The sequence below is a fragment of the Streptomyces sp. NPDC002577 genome (assembly GCF_053594815.1).
In genome coordinates this window covers 98,642-118,603 of sequence record NZ_JBSFWK010000011.1, presented here as the reverse complement: position 1 = coordinate 118,603, position 19,962 = coordinate 98,642, and the positions used below count along the sequence as shown (strand labels likewise).

Here is a 19,962-nt window from a genome sequence, read left to right as displayed (position 1 = left end):
GCCTGTGGAAAACCCGGTGCGGGAGGATCGCGAGCATGACAGGACTTGACCCCGGCCGCTCCGGCTCCGGCCGCATCGGTCCGGAGGGCGACGACCCCGGCGCGGGCAGCCCGGTCGGCGTCGTGGGAACCGGCACCATGGGCCAGGGCATAGCCCAGGTGGCGCTGCTCGCCGGCCATCCGGTGCGGCTGTACGACGCCGCGCCGGGCCGGGCGAAAGCGGCGGCCGAGGCGATCGACGCCCGGCTCGGCCGGCTCGTGGAGAAGGGCCGGCTGACCGTATCCGAACGCGACGCGGCTGCCGCCCGTCTGCAGGCGGCCGAAAGCGTCGCCGAGCTCGCCGGATCCGGCCTGGTCGTCGAGGCGATCGTCGAGCGGCTCGACGTCAAGCAGCAGCTGTTCCGCGAGCTCGAGGACGTCGTCGACGACGACTGCCTGCTCGCCACCAACACCTCGTCGCTGTCCGTCACGGCGATCGCCGGCGCGCTGCGCAACCCCGGCCGGTTCGTCGGGCTGCACTTCTTCAACCCGGCACCGCTGATGCCGCTCGTGGAGGTCGTCTCCGGCTTCGCGACGGACGTGGCATCGGCCACGCGCGCGTACGAGACGGCCCGCTCCTGGGGCAAGACCCCGGTGGCCTGCGCCGACACCCCCGGCTTCATCGTGAACCGCATCGCGCGCCCCTTCTACGCCGAGGCGTTCACGGTGTACGAGAACCAGGGCGCCGACCCCGCCACGATCGACGCGGTGCTCCGCGAGTCGGGCGGTTTCCGGATGGGCGCGTTCGAGCTGACCGACCTCATCGGGCAGGACGTCAACGAAGCCGTCACGCGCTCCGTGTGGGAGTCCTTCTTCCAGGACGCGCGCTTCGCCCCCTCGCTCGCCCAGCGCCGCCTCGTCGAGGCCGGGATGCTGGGCCGCAAGTCGGGCCGCGGCTGGTACGCGTACGGGGACGATGCGGAGCAGCCCGAGCCGCACACCGCCGACCCGGCCGAGCCGCCGGCGTACGTCGTCGCCGAGGGCGATCTCGGTCCCGCCCGCGAGCTCCTCGCGCTGATCCGCGAGGCGGGCATCATGGTGCGCGAGGAGGACGAGGACCACGGCACGCGGCTGATGCTGCCCGGCGGCGGCCAGCTGGCGCTCGCGGACGGCCAGACGTCCGTCGAGTTCCGCGACGTCGTCTACTTCGACCTGGCGCTCGACTACCGCGCGGCGACCCGGATCGCCCTGTCGGCCTCGCAGGACACCTCCGCGCGGACCGTCGCCGAGGCCATCGGACTGTTCCAGGCACTCGGCAAGGACGTCAGCGTCATCGGCGACGTGCCCGGCATGATCGTCGCCCGTACCGTCGCACGGCTCATCGATCTGGCCTTCGACGCCGTCGCCAAGGGCGTGGCCACTCAGGAGGACATCGACACGGCGATGCGGCTGGGCGTCAACTACCCGTTGGGGCCCGTCGAATGGAGCCGAAGGCTCGGCAGGAACTGGGCGTACGCCCTGCTGGACGATCTGCACATGCGCGATCCGTCCGGCCGCTGCGCGCCGTCACTGGCTCTCTACCGCCACGCGTACGCCTCCGAGAAGCGGGAGTCCGGCTCATGACCGCCGCCAAGCGCGACACCTACACCCCCGAGACGCTGCTCTCCGTCGCCGTCGAGGTCTTCATCGAGCGCGGCTACGACGGCACGTCCATGGAGCACCTCTCCAAGGCGGCCGGCATCTCGAAGTCGTCGATCTACCACCATGTCTCGGGCAAGGAGGAGTTGCTGCGGCGGGCCGTCAGCCGGGCGCTCGACGGGCTGTTCGGGATCCTCGACGAGGAGCACGCGCGCGTGGGGCGCGCCGTGGAGCGTCTGGAGTACGTCACGCGCCGCATGGTGGAGGTACTCATCGCCGAACTGCCCTACGTGACGCTGCTGCTGCGGGTGCGCGGCAACACCGGAACCGAGCGATGGGCGCTGGAACGGCGCCGCGAGTTCGACCACCAGGTGGCCGACCTGCTGAAGGCCGCGGCCGCCGACGGCGACGTACGCGGGGACGTCGAGGTCCGGCTGGCGACCCGGCTGGTCTTCGGCATGATCAACTCGATCGTGGAGTGGTACCGGCCCGACGTTCGCGGGGCGGGGGCGCAGGAAATCGCCGACGGTGTCGTGCAGTTGGTCTTCTCGGGGCTCCGCAAGGAGGACTGAGGCGCTGCCGGGCCGGGCCCTGAAGCGCCGGCGCGGGGCTTGTGGCGTCGGCCCGCGGCCGCGTCCCGTCAGGGGGTCTCGGCGTCCAGGTCGTCCTCCTCGAAGACCAGCAACGTGCGCGTGCTGAGCACTTCCGGGATGGCCTGCAGCTTGGTGAGCACGACATCGCGCAGCGCCCGTGTGTCCGACGTGTGGACCAGCAGCAGAACGTCGAAGTCGCCGCTCACCAGGGCGATGTGCGCGGCCTCGGGCAGGGCCCGCAGCTGTTCGCGCACCGTGCGCCAGGAGTTCTGCACGATCTTGAGGGTGATGTAGGCGGAGGCGCCCTGTCCGGCCCGCTCGTGGTCGATACGGGCGCTGAACCCGCGGATCACGCCGTCCTCGATGAGCCGGTTGATGCGGGCGTAGGCATTGGCCCGGGACACATGGACACGGTCCGCCACGGAACGTATCGACGCCCGCCCGTCCGCCTGGAGCAGCTGCAGGATGTCGCGGTCTATGGCGTCCAGGGGGCGGGGCCGGCTCTCCGGACCGTCGGCCGGCGGACGGGATGGGCTCTCCGGCCGGGACTGGCCCTCCAGGCGGCCGGACTCCGACCCTTCGGCCATTCGTTCAGATGCCATGTCCCCCCGCCTCTCTACCATGGACGTACTGCCTCCATCCCAGGTTGTGGAGAACCGATTGTCCACAGCCTGGAGCTGCCTGTAGCCAAAATGTGCCGACGACCGAACAATCGGTAGGTGAGGCGCATCGCACGCCGCGCCTCCCGGACGCTCCCACGAGGAGATCACCCCCGGCCCCCCCGGAGCCGGGGGCCCAGCACGAGGAGGTGCACGCGGTGAAGAGTCGCAGCCTGACGGTCATGGATCAGCGGGGCACTTACCGGCCCGCCCCGCCCCCGGCCTGGCAGCTCCGCACGGACCCCGCGCCGCTGCTGCCCGACGCGGAGCCGTACCGCGTGCTGGGCACCGAGGCCGCCCGCAAGACCGACCCCGGGCTGCTGCGCCGCCTGTACGCGGAGCTGGTGCGCGGCCGCAGGTACAACGCGCAGGCGACGTCCCTCACCAAGCAGGGCCGCCTCGCCGTCTATCCGTCCAGCACCGGTCAGGAGGCCTGCCAGGTCGCGGCCGCGCTCGCCCTGGAGGACCGGGACTGGCTCTTCCCCAGCTACCGCGACACGCTCGCCGCCACGGCCCGAGGCCTCGACCCCGTCCAGGCACTGTCCCTGCTGCGCGGCGACTGGCACACCGGCTACGACCCCCGCGAACACCGCATCGCCCCCCTCTGCACCCCCCTGGCGACACAGCTGCCGCACGCCGTGGGCCTCGCCCGTGCGGCCCGCCTCAAGGGCGACGACATCGTCGCCCTTGCCATGGTGGGCGACGGCGGCACCAGCGAGGGCGACTTCCACGAGGCGCTGAACTTCGCGGCGGTGTGGCAGGCGCCGGTCGTCTTCCTCGTCCAGAACAACGGCTTCGCGATCTCCGTGCCGCTCGCCAAGCAGACCGCGGCACCGTCGCTCGCCCACAAGGCCGTCGGCTACGGCATGCCGGGGCGGCTCGTCGACGGCAACGACGCGGTCGCGGTGCACGAGGTCCTCACCGACGCCGTGCGGCACGCGCGCGCGGGCGGCGGCCCGACCCTCGTCGAGGCGGTGACCTACCGCATCGACGCCCATACGAACGCCGACGACGCCACGCGCTACCGCCACGACGACGAGGTCGAGACCTGGCGCCGGCACGACCCGATCGCCCTGCTGGAGCGCGAGCTCACCGAGCGCGGGCTGCTCGACGAGGACGGAGTGCGCGAGGCGCGCGAGGCCGCCGAGACGATGGCCGCGGACCTGCGGGCCCGCATGAACCAGGAACCGCGGCTCGACCCCATGGACCTCTTCGCCCACGTGTATGCCGAGCCGACGCCGCAACTGCGCGAGCAGGCAGCCCAGTTGCGGGCCGAACTGGCCGCGGAGGCCGCGGAGGCCGCGGGGGATATCGCGGACCCGACGCTGGAAGGGACCGGACGATGACCACCGTCGCAGCGAAACCGGCCGCCGTCGCCGCCAAACCGGCCACCATGGCGCAGGCACTCGGGCGCGCACTGCGCGACGCGATGGCCGAGGACCCGGCCGTCCATGTGATGGGAGAGGACGTCGGGACGCTCGGCGGGGTCTTCCGGGTCACCGACGGGCTCGCCAGGGAGTTCGGCGACGACCGCTGCACGGACACCCCGCTCGCGGAGGCCGGCATCCTGGGCACCGCCGTCGGCATGGCGATGTACGGCCTGCGGCCCGTGGTGGAGATGCAGTTCGACGCCTTCGCCTACCCCGCGTTCGAGCAGCTCGTCTCGCACGTGGCCCGGATGCGGAACCGCACCAAGGGCAGGATGCCGCTGCCCCTCACGGTGCGCGTGCCCTACGGCGGCGGCATCGGCGGCGTCGAGCACCACAGCGACTCCTCCGAGGCGTACTACATGGCGACGCCCGGAATCCACGTCGTCACACCCGCCACGGTCGCCGACGCCTACGGGCTGCTGCGGGAGGCCATCGCATCCGACGACCCGGTCGTCTTCCTGGAACCGAAGCGCCTGTACTGGTCCAAGGCCGAGTGGAACCCCGAGCATCCGCTGACGGTCGAACCGATAGGCCGCGCGGTGGTGCGGCGCCCGGGCCGGAGCGCCACCCTCATCACGTACGGCCCTTCGGTGCCCGTATGCCTGGAGACGGCCGAGGCGGCGCGGGCCGAGGGCTGGGACCTCGAAGTCGTCGATCTGCGCTCCCTGGTGCCGTTCGACGACGAGACGGTGTGCGCTTCGGTGCGGCGGACCGGGCGTGCGGTCGTCGTGCACGAGTCGGGCGGCTTCGGCGGACCGGGAGGGGAGATCGCGGCGCGGGTGACCGAGCGCTGCTTCCACCACCTCGAGGCGCCGGTGCTGCGCGTGACCGGGTTCGACATCCCGTATCCGCCGCCTATGCTCGAGCGGCACCACCTGCCTGGCGTCGACCGGATCCTGGACGCCGTGGCACGGCTGCAGTGGGAGGCGGAGAGCTGATGGCGCAGGCTTCTGAGATGCACAGCCTTGAATTCAGACTGCCTGACCTGGGCGAAGGGCTCACCGAGGCGGAAATCGTCCGCTGGCTGGTGGAGGTCGGCGATCTCGTCGCCGTCGACCAGCCGGTCGTCGAGGTGGAGACGGCCAAGGCGATGATCGAGGTCCCGTGCCCGTACGGGGGCGTGGTGACCGCGCGCTTCGGCGAGGAGGGCACGGAACTGCCCGTGGGAGCCCCTCTGTTGACGGTGGCGGTGGGGGCGCCTGCCGGCAATTCGGCCGGGAACGGGGCAGGCGGGAGCAGCCCGGCCGGGGGACGTCCTGCCGGGGGTGAGCCGGAAGAATCCGTCCGGGCGGCAGTGGGATCGCGAGGAACGACGCCGGTCGGCACACGGCCGTCCGGCTCATCCGGTTCGACCGGTTCATCCGGAGGCGATGCGTCCGGCGGGCCCTCGGGCAACGTCCTCGTCGGCTACGGCACCGGCGCCGCCCCTGCGCGACGCCGCAGGGTCCGCCCGGCGGCTTCCGTACCGGCGGATTCCGTACCGGCGGCCGAGGCGCAGACGACCCCCGGCCCACCCGTACGCGACAAGGGCCCGGTGCCGGTCATGTCGCCTCTCGTACGGAAGCTGGCCCGGGAACACGGCCTGGACCTGCACGAGTTGGCCGGTTCCGGGCCCGATGGGCTGATCACGCGTGCCGACGTCGAGTACGCCGTACAGGCTGCGGGGCGAGCCGGTGCGCCACCCCGAGCAGTACAGGCCCCCGCTGCGGAACCCCTCGCAACGAGGGCCGGCGCACCCGCCTCAGGGGCCGCCGACGGATCCGGTGTGCGCGTTCCGCTGCGCGGCGTTCGCGGCGCGGTCGCCGACAAGCTCTCGCGCAGCCGCCGCGAGATTCCCGACGCGACCTGCTGGGTGGACGCGGACGCCACGGAGCTGATGCAGGCGCTCGCGGCCATGCAGGGGTATCCCGGTGGGGCCGTGCAGGGGTATCCCGGCGGGCGTACCGGGACGCCCGAGGCGGGCGGTCAGAGGATCTCGCTCCTCGCCCTGCTCGCGCGCATCTGCACCGCGGCCCTCGCCCGCTATCCGGAGCTCAACTCCCGGGTGGACATGGAGGCCCGCGAGATCGTGCAGCTCGACCGGGTGCACCTGGGTTTCGCCGCACAGACCGAGCGTGGTCTCGTCGTGCCCGTCGTGCGGGACGCGCACACGAGGAACGCGGAGTCCCTGAGCGCGGAGATCGCCCGGCTCACCGAGTCGGGCCGGGCCGGGACCCTGACCCCGGCGGAGCTCACCGGCTCCACCTTCACGCTGAACAACTACGGCGTTTTCGGGGTCGACGGCTCCACGCCGATCATCAACCACCCGGAGGCGGCGATGCTCGGGGTGGGCCGGATAGCCCCCAAGCCCTGGGTGCACCAAGGCGAGTTGGCGGTGCGGAAGGTCGTACAGCTCTCGCTGACCTTCGACCACCGCGTCTGCGACGGCGGCACCGCAGGAGGCTTCCTGCGCTACGTGGCGGACTGCGTGGAACAGCCGGCGGTGCTTCTGCGCACGCTGTGAGCCCGGGCCCCTGAAGGCGCTGCCTGCGGCGACTTCTCAGGATGCGTTCGCGGGGGGTGGCAATGATCCTTCAGGAGCCCATACTCGGGACATGAGCGCGTACGAGGCCGAGCCCCAAGCCGACCCCGGTCCGGAGGCCGACCCCAAGCCCCGAGCCGACCCCGTCGCCGTCTACGACGCGGTGATCCTCGCCGGGGGCGCCGCGCGGCGGCTCGGCGGTGCGGACAAACCGGCGCTGCGGGTAGGCGGCCGGGCCCTGCTCGACCGGGTGCTGGCGGCCTGCGCGGGTGCCTCCACCACCGTCGTCGTGGCCGGGCGCAGGCCCACCGTGCGGCCCGTGGTGTGGGCGCGCGAGGAACCGCCGGGAGCCGGCCCCCTTGCCGCACTTGACGCGGGCCTGCGCCGCACGACGGCGCAGAGCGTGGTCGTCCTCTCCGCGGACCTGCCGTTCCTCGCCGAAGGAACGGTGCGTCGCCTGCTGACCACCCTCCGGGAACGCGACGCCGAAGGTGCCGTGCTGACCGACCCCGGCGGCCGGGACCAGCCGCTCGTCGCGGCGTACCGCAGCGAGCCGCTGCGTCGCGAGCTGGCGCTGCTCGCCGCCGAACACGGCGGGCTGACCGGTCTGCCACTGCGGCTGCTCACCGCCGAGCTCGAACTCACGCGTATTTCCGACCCCGTCGCGTCGTTCGACTGCGACACCTGGGAGGACGTCGCTGCCGCCCGGGAACGTATCAGGGAGCATGGGCACGTGTTGGATGAATGGATTACCGCAGTCAAGGACGAGCTGGGCATCGACCTGGACGTCGACATCCGCCTGCTGCTCGATCTGGCCCGGGACGCGGCGCACGGCGTCGACCGGCCCGCGGCGCCGCTGACGACGTTCCTCGTCGGTTACGCGGCCGCCCAGGGCAAGGGCGGCCCCGAAGCCGTGGCCGAGGCGGCTCGCAAGGCCGCGGCTCTCGCGGACCGTTGGGCGAACGAGGGCCGGCCCGACGCACGGCCGGACGCCGGATGACCGGGCAGAAGGCCGATCCTGCCCGGGTCACCGGGCGGGACCAGGCTGGCCGGCGCACCGAGGGTGCCCAGGGCAGCCACGATGCCTGGGATGCCGGTGCCTGTGCTGGTACCGGCACCGGCACAGGTACAGGTACAGGTGTCCCTGACGGCGACGTAGACGATCTCCACATGGACGAGGCCATCGCCCTGGCCAGAGAGGGCCACGCCGAGCAGGCCCACCGGGCTCGCCAAGACCCGCATGCCGACCACCCGGGCGCCGACTGCCCGCGCGCCGACCACCCGGGCGCGTCCGCCCGCCACACAGGTCAGCCGCCCAACGACCCGCCACCGGGCCACAGCACCAAGCAGCGGCGCGACCGCCACTCCGCCACCCCTTGGCCCGAGGCGCGCGCCGTCGCCGCTCGGGCGGCCCGCTCCATGCCGCCCCCGGCCGCGGTCCTCGTACCGCTCGACGCCGCGCTCGGACTCGTTCTCGCCGCGCCCCTCACGGCGCTCACCGACCTGCCGTCCTTCGACTCCTCTGCCATGGACGGCTGGGCCGTGGCCGGGCCCGGCCCGTGGGACGTACGCGCGGACGGCATTCTCGCGGGCCACGAGGAGCCGGAGCAGCTCGCCGACGGGGAGGCGGTCCGCATCGCCACCGGCGCCCGGGTGCCGCAGGACGCGACCGCCGTCGTCCGCAGCGAGCACGGCCGTACCGACCACAAGGGCCGTCTGTATGCCCAGCGCGAGGTCGTCCCGGGCCAGGACATCCGTCCCCGCGGACAGGAATGCCGCACCGGCGACCAACTGCTGCCGCCGGGCACCCTCGTGACCCCGGCGGTGCTGGGGCTCGCCGCGGCCGCCGGGTACGACGAGCTGTCCGCCGTACCGCGGCCCCGCGTCGACGTGCTCGTCCTGGGCGATGAGTTGCTCACCGAGGGCCGGCCGCGCGACGGGCTGATCCGGGATGCGCTCGGCCCGATGCTGCCACCCTGGCTACGCGCGCTCGGCGCGGACGTCGTGTCCACCCGCCGGCTGGGCGACGACGCCGAGGCGCTGCACACAGCGATCACGACGTCCGACGCCGACCTGATCCTCACGACGGGTGGAACGGCCGCCGGCCCCGTCGATCATGTCCACCCCACCCTCAGCCGCCTCGGCGCCGAGCTCCTCGTGAACGGGGTCAAGGTCCGCCCCGGCCATCCGATGCTGCTGGCCCGCACCAAGGGGAACCAGCACCTCGTAGGCCTGCCCGGCAATCCCCTGGCCGCCGTCTCCGGACTGCTGACACTTGCCGAGCCCCTGCTGCGCGTGCTCGCCGGCCAGACGCCCACGGAGCCGTACACGGTGCCGGTGCGTGACGCCGTGCACGGGCACCCGTATGACACGCGACTGGTGCCCGTCGTGATCCGGGACGACCGGGCGGTGCCGCTCCACTACTACGGCCCGGCGATGTTGCGCGGTATCGCCGGCGCCGACGGACTTGCCGTCGTACCGCCGGGCGGGGCGCAGCCGCGGCAGAACCTCGAAATCCTCGATCTTCCGTGGGCGTTGTCCGGAAGCGGGGTGTGTTTCACGTGAAACTTCCGGGCCAGGACGCGATCGCCCGCCAGGCGGACGAACATCTCGTCACCCACCCGGTGAAGCTCCCCCGCCGGGTCGTCGAACGGCCCCTGCGCCAGGTCACCAAGCGGCTCGCGATGGCGTTGGCAGTGCTGGTCGGGACCGCCTTCATCGTGTACGCGGACAGTGGCGGCTACGGCGACAACGCAGACGGCCGGGTCGACCTGCTCGATTCCTTCTACTACGCGACGGTCACGCTCTCCACCACCGGATACGGCGACATCACGCCGGTGAGCGACAGCGCCCGGCTCACCAACATCTTCGTCATCACTCCGCTGCGCGTGCTGTTTCTGATCATTCTGGTCGGCACGACTCTCGAGGTCCTCACCGAACGGACCAGGGAGGAATGGCGGTTGAACCGCTGGAGGTCCACCTTGCGCGACCACACCGTCGTCATCGGCTTCGGGACCAAAGGCCGGTCGGCGATCCAGACCGTGTGCGCGACGGGGCTGAAGAAGGATCAGGTCGTGGTCGTCGACCCGAGTGAGAAGGCCATCGAGTCCGCGACGGCCAACGGATACGCGGGCATCGTCGGCGATGCGACCCGCAGCGATGTGCTGGTGCGTGCCGAGGCGCAGAAGGCACGCCAGATCATCATCGCCACCCAGCGCGACGACACGGCGGTCCTGGTCACCCTCACGGCCCGGCAGCTCAATCGCGCGGCGAAGATCGTGGCCGCGGTCCGTGAGGAGGAGAACGCCCCGCTGCTGCGCCAGTCCGGGGCCGACGCGGTGATCACCAGCGCCAGTGCCGCCGGGCGGCTGCTCGGCCTGTCCGTCCTGAGCCCGAGCGCGGGGATGGTGCTCGAGGATCTCATCCAGCAGGGCAGCGGTCTCGACCTCGTCGAGCGGCCGGTCATAAAGGCCGAGGTGGGGCGCGGGCCGCGGGAGGTGGAGGACCTGGTGGTGAGCGTGGTGCGCGGCCATCGCCTGCTCGGCTACGACGATCCGTCCATCGGGACGCTGAAGCTGACGGACCGTCTGATCACGATCGTCCGTGCCACTCCGGGCACCCGGATCACGCCGGACATGCGCCCGTTGCCGCAGGACTGAACGCGGCCAGGCGTGGCCAAGCGCGGCCCGGCACACGGCCGGGCCGGAGGCCGGAGACACGGCCAGGAGTAGCCTCGCGGCCATGCATGCGATCACGATCCCTGAACCCGGCGGTCCCGAAGCACTTGTGTGGGCGGAGGTCCCCGATCCCGTGCCCGGCGAGGGCGAGGTTCTGGTCGAGGTGGCGGCCAGCGCGGTCAACCGCGCGGACCTGCTGCAGCGGCAGGGCTTCTACGACCCGCCGCCCGGCGCGTCCCCCTACCCCGGGCTCGAGTGCTCCGGCCGCATCGCCGCGCTGGGCCCCGGAGTCACGGGCTGGGCGGTCGGCGACGAGGTGTGCGCGCTGCTCTCGGGCGGCGGTTACGCCGAGAAGGTGGCCGTTCCCGTGGGGCAGCTGCTGCCCGTACCCGAAGGCGTCGACCTCGTCACGGCGGCCGCTCTGCCCGAGGTGACGTGCACCGTCTGGTCGAACGTCTTCATGATCGCCCACCTGCGGCCCGGCGAGACGCTGCTCGTGCACGGCGGAGCGAGCGGTATCGGCACCATGGCGATCCAGCTGGCGAAGGCGGTCGGCGCCAAGGTCGCGGTCACGGCGGGCGGCAAGGAGAAGCTGCAGCGCTGCGCGGAACTCGGCGCGGACGTCCTCATCGACTACCGCGAGCAGGACTTCGTCGAGGAGGTGCGTGCCGCCACGGGCGGTGCGGGAGCCGACGTCATCCTCGACATCATCGGTGCCAAGTACCTGGACCGCAATGTGCAGGCCCTGGCGGTCAACGGCCGGCTGGCGATCATCGGGATGCAGGGCGGCATCAAGGCCGAGCTGAACATCGCGACCCTGCTGAACAAGCGCGCCGCCGTCACCGCAACCTCGCTGCGCGGGCGGCCGGTACAGGAGAAGGCCGCGATCGTCGCGGCGGTGCGTGAGCATGTGTGGCCGCTGATCAGCGGCGGCCATGTCCGTCCGGTCGTCGACCGTACGGTACCGATGAGCGAGGCCGCCGCCGCCCATCGCGTACTGGAGGAGAGCACACACACCGGGAAGGTCGTGCTCACCCGCTAGCAGCAGCGGTTACACCCTCCCGGGCGTATCAGGGGGCCGAACGGCTCAGGCGCAATGCCTGAATGGGCGTGTGATGTGACGATTGCTCCGTATCGCGGCTCACGGCAATCGTGTATCGCCCGCACCACCGATCTTGCCTTCCTGGCACCGGGAGGGGGTCACCGATGTGACTCCACGTCTCCGTACGCATTGCCCTGCCGGGCTCTTGTTGCTCGCCGGGCTGCTTCTCTCCCCCGGCTGGGCCCTGCTCACCCCGGCATGGCATCAGTCGCCGCCGTCCCCCGGCCCGCCCTCGGCTGTCCGTGCACACGGATACACGCAGGTCCCCGAGCCGAGCCCCAGCCGTGCGGTTCCCGCCCCCGAGGAGTCGCGGGCGGGCAGCCGCGCCGGCGAAGGGCGGCCGAGGCCGGGACGCGCGGATCCGCCGCCGCCGGACGACACCGCCGAGTCGATAGGCACGGCCTCCGGTTCTGCGTCGAGCGGCACAGATCCCCCGTCCCAGGGCGTCCGGCCGCAGGGCTCCGCGGCTCAGCAGCGGCCGCCGGATCCGCCGGTGCACCGCGACGAGGCCGTGGGACCCACCTCGACGCCGACCGGGACACCCGAAGCCACGCCTGACCCGGCCGGGCAGGCCGCCGGTCCCACCGGGCCCGTCATGGGCGTCCTGCCACTGGGCACCGGTCTGGTCCTTGTAGGCCTCGGCCTCGCGTTCCTGGCCCTGCGGTTGCGTCGCGACTGACCGTCCCGCGTCCACCCGGAGCGGGTGCAGGACTGTTCCCGCGGGCGGGACCACCGCGCCGCGCCGCTGACCGCATGTCCCCCGACATTTCTCATGACGGCCGCGATCACCCCGCGCTCGACCTCTGACCGGCGCGGATTCGACAGAACGTACACGCGCGTACACGGTGGATCACGGGCGCGCGGGGGCACCACCGAGAAGAGACGTACGTGTGCGAGAGAATGGGCGGCATGGAGATGCCGAGGAACGAAAGGTCGCCGGAGAGCCCCCAGGTCCTGGTCGTGGGCCAGGACGGAATGGCGCTCGGCGGCGTAGGAGACGACGACTCCCGCGAGGTCCCGGTGACGGAGATGGTGGAGCAGCCCGCCAAGGTCATGCGGATCGGCAGCATGATCAAGCAGCTGCTGGAGGAAGTGAGGGCCGCGCCTCTGGACGAGGCGAGCAGGCAGCGGCTCAAGGAGATCCACTCGAGTTCCGTGAAGGAGCTCGAGGACGGACTCGCGCCCGAACTCGTCGAGGAGCTGGAGCGGCTCTCCCTCCCCTTCACGGACGACGCGATCCCCTCGGACGCCGAACTGCGCATTGCGCAGGCCCAGTTGGTGGGCTGGCTGGAGGGCCTCTTCCACGGGATCCAGACGACGCTGTTCGCCCAGCAGATGGCGGCGCGGGCTCAACTGGAGCAGATGCGCCGCGCGTTGCCCCCGGGAGTCGGCGGCATGGACGACGGCCAGGACCCGCGCGCGGGCGGCCGCGCGGGAGGCCCGTACCTGTAGAAGCCTCGTAGACGAGCCTCGGCGCTCCGGAGGGCCCGTCCGTCCTCCTTGATCGCCTTCGCGGTACGGAACCGCGCCACACAGAAGAAGTGCACGGACCAGGAAAGGCCCGGCATGCGCACAGCGCGCGTGCCGGGCCTTTCTCGCGAAGATCGGGACGATATCCGCGCGCGTGACTTTGGCCACGGCCTCGGCTCGTGCCGGAATCGCTCACCGAATGCGCCGGCCGAAGTCTGCCCGAGGGCGCGGACACGTCAAGCTCGGTGCCCGTTCCGTGACCGTACGGGCAAGAAGCGTTCGCGGAAGCGTTACAGCGTGCGCACGGGCGATTCACATGGGAGGCGTCGCCGGGGCTTCCGACTTGCGCGGTGACGGCCCGCGGAGGTTTCATGGCCGGTCCATCTCGGACCGGTGTGTTGCGCGAAGGCTGTAGCGTGGCCCGACGGAAGACCGTAAGAACCACCGCGCGGACGCGGGGCAGAAACGACGGCGAGGACTGATGGCACAGACGCAGCGCGCTCAGGGCCCGTCCGACCCCGAGGCGACTGGCGGCGGTATGTCAGATGCGCCGGACATGTGGGGTAAAGGCGGGCTTGTCGGAGACGGAAGATACCGGCTGACCCGCAGACTCGGCCGGGGCGGCATGGCCGAGGTGTTCGCGGCGGAGGACGTGCGGCTCGGCCGCACGGTCGCCGTGAAGCTGCTCCGCTCCGACCTCGCCGAGGACCCGGTCTCCAAGGCGCGCTTCACGCGCGAGGCGCAGTCGGTCGCGGGCCTCAACCACCATGCGGTGGTGGCGGTCTACGACTCCGGCGAGGACGAGGTCGGCGGCAGCGTCGTGCCGTACATCGTCATGGAGCTCGTCGAGGGCCGGACGATCCGCGATCTGCTGATCAACGCGGAGGCGCCGGGCCCCGAGCAGGCCCTGATCATCGTCTCCGGCGTCCTCGAGGCGCTCGCCTACTCGCACCAGCACGGCATCGTGCACCGCGACATCAAGCCCGCGAACGTGATCATCACCAACACCGGCGCGGTGAAGGTGATGGACTTCGGCATCGCGCGCGCCCTGCACGGCGCGCAGTCGACGATGACGCAGACCGGCATGGTCATGGGCACCCCGCAGTACCTCTCGCCGGAACAGGCCCTGGGCAAGGCGGTCGACCACCGCAGCGACCTGTATGCGACCGGCTGTCTGCTCTACGAACTCCTCGCGCTGCGCCCGCCGTTCACCGGCGAGACGCCGCTGTCCGTCGTCTACCAGCACGTCCAGGACATTCCCGTGCCGCCGTCCGAGGCCTCGGACGGGGTGCCGCCGGAGCTCGACGGCCTCGTCATGCGCTCGCTCGCGAAGGAGCCGGACGACCGGTTCCAGACGGCCGAGGAGATGCGCGGGCTCGTCCAGTACGCGCTGCAGATGCTCTACGAGAAGGGCGGCCACACCGGTACGTGGAACACCGGCCCCGTGGAGATGCACGAGGGCGGTTCGACGCCGGCCATGGGAGTCGCGGGCACGACCGCCCTGCCGCACCCCGGGGACTACGGCACCGCGCAGATCCCGCAGCCGATGCTGCGGCCGCCGGGCGGCGACGACGGCGGTTTCGACGGCGGCTACCGCGAAGGCGGCGGCAGCGGCCGCGGCAAGCTGTGGATCCTCGCCGTGCTCGCGGTGATCGCCATCGCGGCGGGTGTGGCGCTGGCCCTCAACGGCGGCGGTGGGGACGGCGGCGGCACGGACACCACGCAGTCGCCGACGGCCACCCAGTCCGACAAGGAGAAGACGCCGAGCGAGACGGCGACCGACGACGAGACGACCGAGGACACGTCCTTCCCGGACGACAGCACGGGCGGGGAGACCGACTACACGCCGTCGCCGTCGGAGACCACGGGTGAGGAGACCCCGTCGCCGAGCGCGACCCAGCCGACGGAGAAGCCGACGGAGACGACTCCTACGGAGACGGACGAGCCGACGCAGACGACTCCGACCGAGACCGACGAGCCGACCGGCGGGATCAGCTTCGACCCGACGGGTGACGCCGGCACCACCGGGAGCACCGGGGGGTGATCCCCCGGGGGCTCCGGCCTCAGAGCCCCGGATGGCCTTTCGGGCTCGTCCTCACACGCCGGACGGGCTTGAGCCCGGCTTCTCCGCCTGCATCCGCGCCACGAACGCCGCCGCCTGCGACCGGCGTTCCATGCCGAGCTTCGACAGCAGCCCGGAGACATAGTTCTTGATTGTCTTCTCGGCGAGGTGCAGCCGCTCGCCGATGGCCCGGTTGGTCATGCCCTCGCCGATCAGGTCGAGGATCTTCCGCTCCTGCTCGGTCAGGTTCGCCAGCCGGTCGTCGCCCTTGTCCGCCTGGCCGGCGCGCAGGCGCTCCAGGACCCGGGCGGTCGCCACCGGGTCGAGCAGGGACTTTCCGGCGGCCACGTCGCGTACGGCGGTGAGCAGCTCGTTGCCGCGGATGACCTTCAGGACGTATCCGGAGGCACCGGCCATGATTGCGTCGAAGAGGGCCTCGTCATCGGCGTACGAGGTCAGCATCAGGCACTTGATGTGCTCGTCCGCGGAGCGGATCTCCCGGCAGACCTCGACGCCGCTGCCGTCCGGCAGTCGCACGTCGAGCACGGCCACGTCAGGGCGGGTGGCCGGAATCCGTACCAGCGCCTCGGCGGCCGTGCCGGCCTCGCCGACGACCTCGATGTCGTCCTCCATGGAGAGGAGATCATGGACGCCGCGCCGGACGACCTCATGGTCGTCGAGTAGAAATACCCTGATATTTCCGCTTTCCTGCACCAGATAAGTGTCACACATGTACTCTTCCCGCGCCCGGTGTCGCCGGGATAACGTGCCGGTGTTCCGGCCCCCCTGCAGGGCCCTGCCAGTGCTGTGACCAGCAGCTGCTCCCCGGATTCTCGATTTACTTGGAAATCCAAGCAAAATCGCAGGTCAGAGGGGTTTCGCAGATGAGCGGAGCACTGGGTAACGTGCGTACTGCAGGGCGCTCGCCGGGGCAACCTGTCACGCCTGTTCCCGGCCGAGTCGCACCCACCCCGTGCAACGTACGGATCAGGCGAACCGTTCTCCCGAGCTCCTCCAGGAGCAGGGGGATCCCCAGCCACCCGGCGAACCCGGGGGGCCGGACCGACGGAGGAGCACACGTGACCGTGGAGAGCACTGCCGCGCGTAAACCGCGCAAGCGCACCGGCGCCCGCAAGGCGTCGCCGGGGAAGGCATCGCCGGGCGCGCCGCAATCGGAGCCTGAACTCGTACAGCTGCTGACCCCCGAGGGCAAGCGGGTCGCGCACCCGGAGTACGACGAGTACGTCGCCGGCATCACCCCCGAGGAACTGCGCGGGCTGTACCGCGACATGGTCCTGACCCGCCGCTTCGACGCGGAGGCGACATCCCTGCAGCGCCAGGGCGAGCTGGGCCTGTGGGCCTCGCTCCTCGGCCAGGAGGCCGCCCAGATCGGCTCAGGACGCGCGACCCGCCCCGACGACTACGTCTTCCCGACCTACCGCGAGCACGGCGTCGCCTGGTGCCGCGGCGTCGACCCGACGAACCTGCTGGGCATGTTCCGGGGCGTCAACCACGGCGGCTGGGACCCGAACAGCAACAACTTCCACCTGTACACGATCGTCATCGGTTCGCAGACGCTGCACGCCACCGGCTACGCGATGGGCCTGGCCAAGGACGGCGCCGACGCGGCCGTGATCGCGTACTTCGGCGACGGCGCGTCCAGTCAGGGCGACGTCGCCGAGTCGTTCACGTTCTCCGCGGTCTACAACGCGCCTGTGGTGTTCTTCTGCCAGAACAATCAGTGGGCGATCTCCGAGCCCACCGAGAAGCAGACCCGCGTGCCGCTCTACCAGCGCGCCCAGGGCTACGGCTTCCCGGGCGTCCGCGTCGACGGCAACGACGTACTCGCCTGCCTCGCCGTGACCAAGTGGGCCCTGGAGCGCGCCCGGCGCGGCGAGGGCCCCACGCTCGTCGAGGCCTTCACCTACCGCATGGGCGCCCACACGACCTCCGACGACCCCACCCGCTACCGCCTCGACGACGAGCGCCTCGCATGGGAGGCCAAGGACCCGATCCTGCGGCTGCGCACCTACCTGGAGGCCGAAAACCACGCGGACGAGGGATTCTTCGCGGAACTCGAGGTGGAGAGCGAGGCGTTGGGCAAGCAGGTGCGTGAAAGGGTGCGGGCCATGCCGGATCCGGACCACTTCGCCATCTTCGAGAACGCGTACGCGGACGGGCACGCGCTCGTCGACGAGGAGCGCGCCCAGTTCGCCGCCTACCAGGCGTCGTTCGCCGACGGGGAAGGTGCCTGATCATGCCCGCAGAGAAGATGGCCCTGGCCAAGGCGATCAACGAATCGCTGCGCACGGCGCTGGAGACGGACCCGAAGGTCCTGATCATGGGCGAGGACGTCGGCAAGCTCGGCGGCGTCTTCCGCGTCACGGACGGTCTGCAGAAGGACTTCGGTGAGGACCGGGTGATCGACACCCCGCTCGCCGAGTCGGGCATCGTCGGCACGGCGATCGGCCTCGCCCTGCGCGGCTACCGCCCGGTGGTGGAGATCCAGTTCGACGGCTTCGTCTTCCCGGCGTACGACCAGATCGTCACCCAGCTCGCGAAGATGCACGCCCGTTCGCTCGGCAAGGTCAAGCTGCCGGTCGTCATCCGGATTCCGTACGGCGGCGGCATCGGCGCCGTCGAGCACCACTCCGAGTCCCCCGAGGCGCTGTTCGCGCACGTGGCGGGCCTGAAGGTGGTCTCCCCTTCGAACTCGTCCGATGCCTACTGGATGATGCAGCAGGCCATCCAGAGTGACGACCCGGTGATCTTCTTCGAGCCGAAGCGGCGCTACTGGGACAAGGGCGAGGTCGACACCGAGGCGATCCCCGGCCAGCTCCACAAGGCCCGCGTCGTGCGCCAGGGAACGGATCTGACGCTCGTCGCGTACGGCCCGATGGTGAAGGTCTGCGTGGAGGCCGCGGCCGCCGCGCAGGAGGAGGGCAAGTCCCTGGAGGTCCTGGACCTGCGCTCCATGTCGCCGCTCGACTTCGACTCCGTGCAGACCTCCGTGGAGAAGACCGGACGCCTGGTCGTGGTCCACGAGGCCCCGGTGTTCCTGGGGACGGGCGCGGAGATCGCCGCGCGCATCACCGAGCGGTGCTTCTACCACCTCGAGGCTCCCGTGCTGCGGGTCGGCGGCTACCACGTCCCGTATCCGCCGGCGCGCCTGGAGGAGGAGTACCTGCCGGGCCTGGACCGGGTGCTCGACGCCGTCGACCGCTCGCTGGCGTACTGAGGAGAGGGTCGTGACGACGATGACAGACGCTTCGCCGACCGCTGTCCGCGAGTTCAAGATGCCCGACGTGGGCGAGGGGCTCACGGAGGCGGAGATCCTCAAGTGGTACGTAAGCCCGGGTGACACGGTCACCGACGGGCAGGTGGTCTGCGAGGTCGAGACCGCCAAGGCCGCCGTGGAACTGCCCATCCCCTACGACGGGGTGGTCCGGGAGCTGCGGTTCCCGGAGGGCACGACGGTGGACGTCGGACAGGTGATCATCTCCGTGGACGTGGCGGGCGGGGGAGCACCCGACGCCGGTGCGGCCGCGCCCGAGGCGCCCGCCGAGCCCGCCGATGAGGCCGAGCCGGAGGGACGGCAGCCGGTCCTCGTCGGATACGGGGTCGCGCAGTCCTCGACGAAGCGGCGGCCCCGCAAGGGCACGAGCGTTCCGGGCGCGAGCGTCCCCGCCGGCGGCGTTCCGGCCGCGGGTGTTCCGGCGCAGCAGCCGGAACGGCAGTCCGAGCAGCCGGCACCGGCGGAGCCGTACTACCCGCCGGCGCCCGCGGAGGCCGCCGCCGCGCTGCAGTCGGAGCTCAACGGCCACGGCGCTGAGATCACCGAGTCCCGGCCCCTCGCCAAGCCCCCCGTCCGCAAGCTCGCCAAGGACCTCGGTGTGGACCTGGCGACCGTGACGCCCACCGGACCCGGCGGGATCGTCACGCGCGAGGACGTGCACGCGGCGGCCGCTCCGGCCCCGCAGCCGGCGGTGACCGAGGTTCCGGTCGCGCCCGCGGCTCCGGTACCGGCCCGCGTCCCGGCCGCTGTGCCGGCGCCCGCGGTCTCGTTCGACGGCCCGCGCGAGACCCGTATCCCCGTCAAGGGCGTCCGCAAGGCCATCGCCCAGGCGATGGTCGGCTCGGCCTTCACCGCGCCGCACGTCACGGAGTTCGTCACGGTCGACGTGACGCGCACGATGAAGCTGGTCGAGGAGCTGAAGCAGGACAAGGAGCTGGACGGTCTGCGGGTCAACCCGCTGCTGCTCATCGCCAAGGCCCTCCTCGTCGCGATCCGCCGCAACCCGGAGATCAACGCCTCCTGGGACGAGGCGAACCAGGAGATCGTGCTCAAGCACTACGTCAACCTGGGCATCGCCGCCGCAACGCCCCGCGGTCTGATCGTGCCGAACATCAAGGACGCGCACGCCAAGACGCTGCCGGAGCTGGCCGGGGCGCTGGGTGAGCTGGTGTCGACGGCCCGGGATGGCAAGACCTCCCCGGCCGCGATGCAGGGCGGCACGGTCACCATCACCAACGTCGGTGTCTTCGGCATCGACACCGGTACGCCCATCCTGAACCCCGGCGAGTCCGCGATCCTCGCGGTCGGTGCGATCAAGCTCCAGCCGTGGGTGCACAAGGGCAAGGTCAAGCCCCGGCAGGTCACCACGCTCGCGCTGTCCTTCGACCACCGTCTGGTCGACGGCGAGCTCGGCTCGAAGGTGCTGGCCGATGTCGCGGCGATCCTGGAGCAGCCGAAGCGGCTGATCACCTGGGCGTAGCCGCCCAGATCAGGCAGGGCCGATCGGCTCGAGGGGTGTCCGGAGGTGCTGGGCACC

The 19,962-nt window shown here is 71.6% G+C and carries 17 protein-coding genes; 15 read left to right on the top strand and 2 right to left on the bottom strand.

Annotation, left to right across the window (positions count from 1 at the left end):
* Positions 1 to 35 precede the first annotated feature (35 nt).
* Both ACWD4J_RS17670 and ACWD4J_RS17665 read left to right on the top strand, forming a co-directional pair.
* A complete protein-coding gene (locus tag ACWD4J_RS17670; protein ID WP_451396290.1) occupies positions 36 to 1,601 on the top strand; it encodes a 3-hydroxyacyl-CoA dehydrogenase in 1,566 nt (521 codons plus the stop codon).
* Positions 1,598 to 2,188: a TetR/AcrR family transcriptional regulator gene (locus tag ACWD4J_RS17665; RefSeq protein ID WP_451396289.1), complete on the top strand. Its 591-nt coding sequence runs from the start codon at positions 1,598 to 1,600 to the stop codon at positions 2,186 to 2,188. The genes ACWD4J_RS17670 and ACWD4J_RS17665 overlap by 4 nt, the downstream gene beginning before the upstream one ends.
* Before the next feature lie 68 nt (positions 2,189 to 2,256).
* Here ACWD4J_RS17665 and ACWD4J_RS17660 read toward each other — a convergent pair whose 3' ends face one another.
* Positions 2,257 to 2,811, bottom strand: a complete 555-nt coding sequence (locus ACWD4J_RS17660) for an Lrp/AsnC family transcriptional regulator (protein WP_451396288.1) — start codon at positions 2,809 to 2,811, stop codon at positions 2,257 to 2,259.
* 230 nt (positions 2,812 to 3,041) lie between these two features.
* Here ACWD4J_RS17660 and pdhA (ACWD4J_RS17655) point away from each other — a divergent pair, with 230 nt between their 5' ends.
* From pdhA (ACWD4J_RS17655) to ACWD4J_RS17610, 10 genes are all read left to right on the top strand, one after another.
* Positions 3,042 to 4,214: a pyruvate dehydrogenase (acetyl-transferring) E1 component subunit alpha gene (gene pdhA, locus ACWD4J_RS17655; RefSeq protein WP_451396369.1), complete on the top strand. Its 1,173-nt coding sequence runs from the start codon at positions 3,042 to 3,044 to the stop codon at positions 4,212 to 4,214.
* A complete protein-coding gene (locus ACWD4J_RS17650) occupies positions 4,211 to 5,236 on the top strand; it encodes an alpha-ketoacid dehydrogenase subunit beta (protein WP_451396287.1) in 1,026 nt (341 codons plus the stop codon). The genes pdhA (ACWD4J_RS17655) and ACWD4J_RS17650 overlap by 4 nt, the downstream gene beginning before the upstream one ends.
* Positions 5,236 to 6,801, top strand: a complete 1,566-nt coding sequence (locus ACWD4J_RS17645; RefSeq protein ID WP_451396286.1) for a dihydrolipoamide acetyltransferase family protein — start codon at positions 5,236 to 5,238, stop codon at positions 6,799 to 6,801. The genes ACWD4J_RS17650 and ACWD4J_RS17645 overlap by 1 nt, the downstream gene beginning before the upstream one ends.
* 91 nt (positions 6,802 to 6,892) lie before the next feature.
* Positions 6,893 to 7,819: an NTP transferase domain-containing protein gene (locus tag ACWD4J_RS17640; RefSeq protein ID WP_451396285.1), complete on the top strand. Its 927-nt coding sequence runs from the start codon at positions 6,893 to 6,895 to the stop codon at positions 7,817 to 7,819.
* Positions 7,820 to 7,989: 170 nt separating this feature from the next.
* On the top strand, positions 7,990 to 9,384 hold the full coding sequence (locus ACWD4J_RS17635; RefSeq protein WP_451396284.1) for a molybdopterin molybdotransferase MoeA: 1,395 nt from the start codon (positions 7,990 to 7,992) through the stop codon (positions 9,382 to 9,384).
* The gene (locus tag ACWD4J_RS17630) at positions 9,381 to 10,478 is read left to right on the top strand and encodes a potassium channel family protein (RefSeq protein WP_451396283.1); all 1,098 of its coding nucleotides are present in this window, start codon (positions 9,381 to 9,383) and stop codon (positions 10,476 to 10,478) included. The genes ACWD4J_RS17635 and ACWD4J_RS17630 overlap by 4 nt, the downstream gene beginning before the upstream one ends.
* 82 nt (positions 10,479 to 10,560) lie before the next feature.
* The gene (locus ACWD4J_RS17625) at positions 10,561 to 11,538 is read left to right on the top strand and encodes an NAD(P)H-quinone oxidoreductase (protein WP_451396282.1); all 978 of its coding nucleotides are present in this window, start codon (positions 10,561 to 10,563) and stop codon (positions 11,536 to 11,538) included.
* A 166-nt stretch (positions 11,539 to 11,704) separates the two neighbouring features.
* Positions 11,705 to 12,277, top strand: a complete 573-nt coding sequence (locus tag ACWD4J_RS17620; RefSeq protein ID WP_451396281.1) for a hypothetical protein — start codon at positions 11,705 to 11,707, stop codon at positions 12,275 to 12,277.
* A 230-nt stretch (positions 12,278 to 12,507) separates the two neighbouring features.
* Positions 12,508 to 13,050, top strand: a complete 543-nt coding sequence (locus ACWD4J_RS17615; RefSeq protein WP_451396280.1) for a bacterial proteasome activator family protein — start codon at positions 12,508 to 12,510, stop codon at positions 13,048 to 13,050.
* A gap of 499 nt (positions 13,051 to 13,549) precedes the next feature.
* Positions 13,550 to 15,112 carry a protein kinase domain-containing protein gene (locus tag ACWD4J_RS17610; protein ID WP_451396279.1) on the top strand — a complete coding sequence of 521 codons (1,563 nt, stop codon included), beginning with the start codon at positions 13,550 to 13,552 and terminating at the stop codon, positions 15,110 to 15,112.
* A 51-nt stretch (positions 15,113 to 15,163) separates the two neighbouring features.
* Here the strand turns inward: ACWD4J_RS17610 and ACWD4J_RS17605 are convergent, their stop codons facing one another.
* Positions 15,164 to 15,844, bottom strand: a complete 681-nt coding sequence (locus ACWD4J_RS17605) for a response regulator (protein ID WP_451396368.1) — start codon at positions 15,842 to 15,844, stop codon at positions 15,164 to 15,166.
* Positions 15,845 to 16,209: 365 nt separating this feature from the next.
* Between ACWD4J_RS17605 and pdhA (ACWD4J_RS17600) the strand changes: the two genes are divergently transcribed.
* From pdhA (ACWD4J_RS17600) to ACWD4J_RS17590, 3 genes are read left to right on the top strand one after another with little or no spacing between them, the layout of a single operon-like run.
* On the top strand, positions 16,210 to 17,385 hold the full coding sequence (gene pdhA, locus ACWD4J_RS17600) for a pyruvate dehydrogenase (acetyl-transferring) E1 component subunit alpha (RefSeq protein WP_451396278.1): 1,176 nt from the start codon (positions 16,210 to 16,212) through the stop codon (positions 17,383 to 17,385).
* Positions 17,386 to 17,387: 2 nt separating this feature from the next.
* Entirely contained in the window at positions 17,388 to 18,368 is a 981-nt protein-coding gene (locus ACWD4J_RS17595) for an alpha-ketoacid dehydrogenase subunit beta (RefSeq protein WP_451396277.1), read from the top strand.
* 10 nt (positions 18,369 to 18,378) lie between these two features.
* Positions 18,379 to 19,905, top strand: coding sequence for a dihydrolipoamide acetyltransferase family protein (locus tag ACWD4J_RS17590; protein WP_451396276.1), 1,527 nt, complete (start codon positions 18,379 to 18,381; stop codon positions 19,903 to 19,905).
* The last annotated feature ends 57 nt before the right edge of the window (positions 19,906 to 19,962 follow it).

Coding starts and splice junctions, on each gene's coding strand:
- ACWD4J_RS17635 (WP_451396284.1), top strand. CDS start 7,990: ATGGACGAGGCCATCGCCCTGGCCAGAGAGGGCCACGCCGAGCAGGCC.
- ACWD4J_RS17670 (WP_451396290.1), top strand. CDS start 36: ATGACAGGACTTGACCCCGGCCGCTCCGGCTCCGGCCGCATCGGTCCG.
- ACWD4J_RS17650 (WP_451396287.1), top strand. CDS start 4,211: ATGACCACCGTCGCAGCGAAACCGGCCGCCGTCGCCGCCAAACCGGCC.
- ACWD4J_RS17665 (WP_451396289.1), top strand. CDS start 1,598: ATGACCGCCGCCAAGCGCGACACCTACACCCCCGAGACGCTGCTCTCC.
- ACWD4J_RS17645 (WP_451396286.1), top strand. CDS start 5,236: ATGGCGCAGGCTTCTGAGATGCACAGCCTTGAATTCAGACTGCCTGAC.
- ACWD4J_RS17640 (WP_451396285.1), top strand. CDS start 6,893: ATGAGCGCGTACGAGGCCGAGCCCCAAGCCGACCCCGGTCCGGAGGCC.
- ACWD4J_RS17615 (WP_451396280.1), top strand. CDS start 12,508: ATGGAGATGCCGAGGAACGAAAGGTCGCCGGAGAGCCCCCAGGTCCTG.
- ACWD4J_RS17625 (WP_451396282.1), top strand. CDS start 10,561: ATGCATGCGATCACGATCCCTGAACCCGGCGGTCCCGAAGCACTTGTG.
- ACWD4J_RS17660 (WP_451396288.1), bottom strand. CDS start 2,811: ATGGCATCTGAACGAATGGCCGAAGGGTCGGAGTCCGGCCGCCTGGAG.
- ACWD4J_RS17610 (WP_451396279.1), top strand. CDS start 13,550: ATGGCACAGACGCAGCGCGCTCAGGGCCCGTCCGACCCCGAGGCGACT.
- ACWD4J_RS17595 (WP_451396277.1), top strand. CDS start 17,388: ATGCCCGCAGAGAAGATGGCCCTGGCCAAGGCGATCAACGAATCGCTG.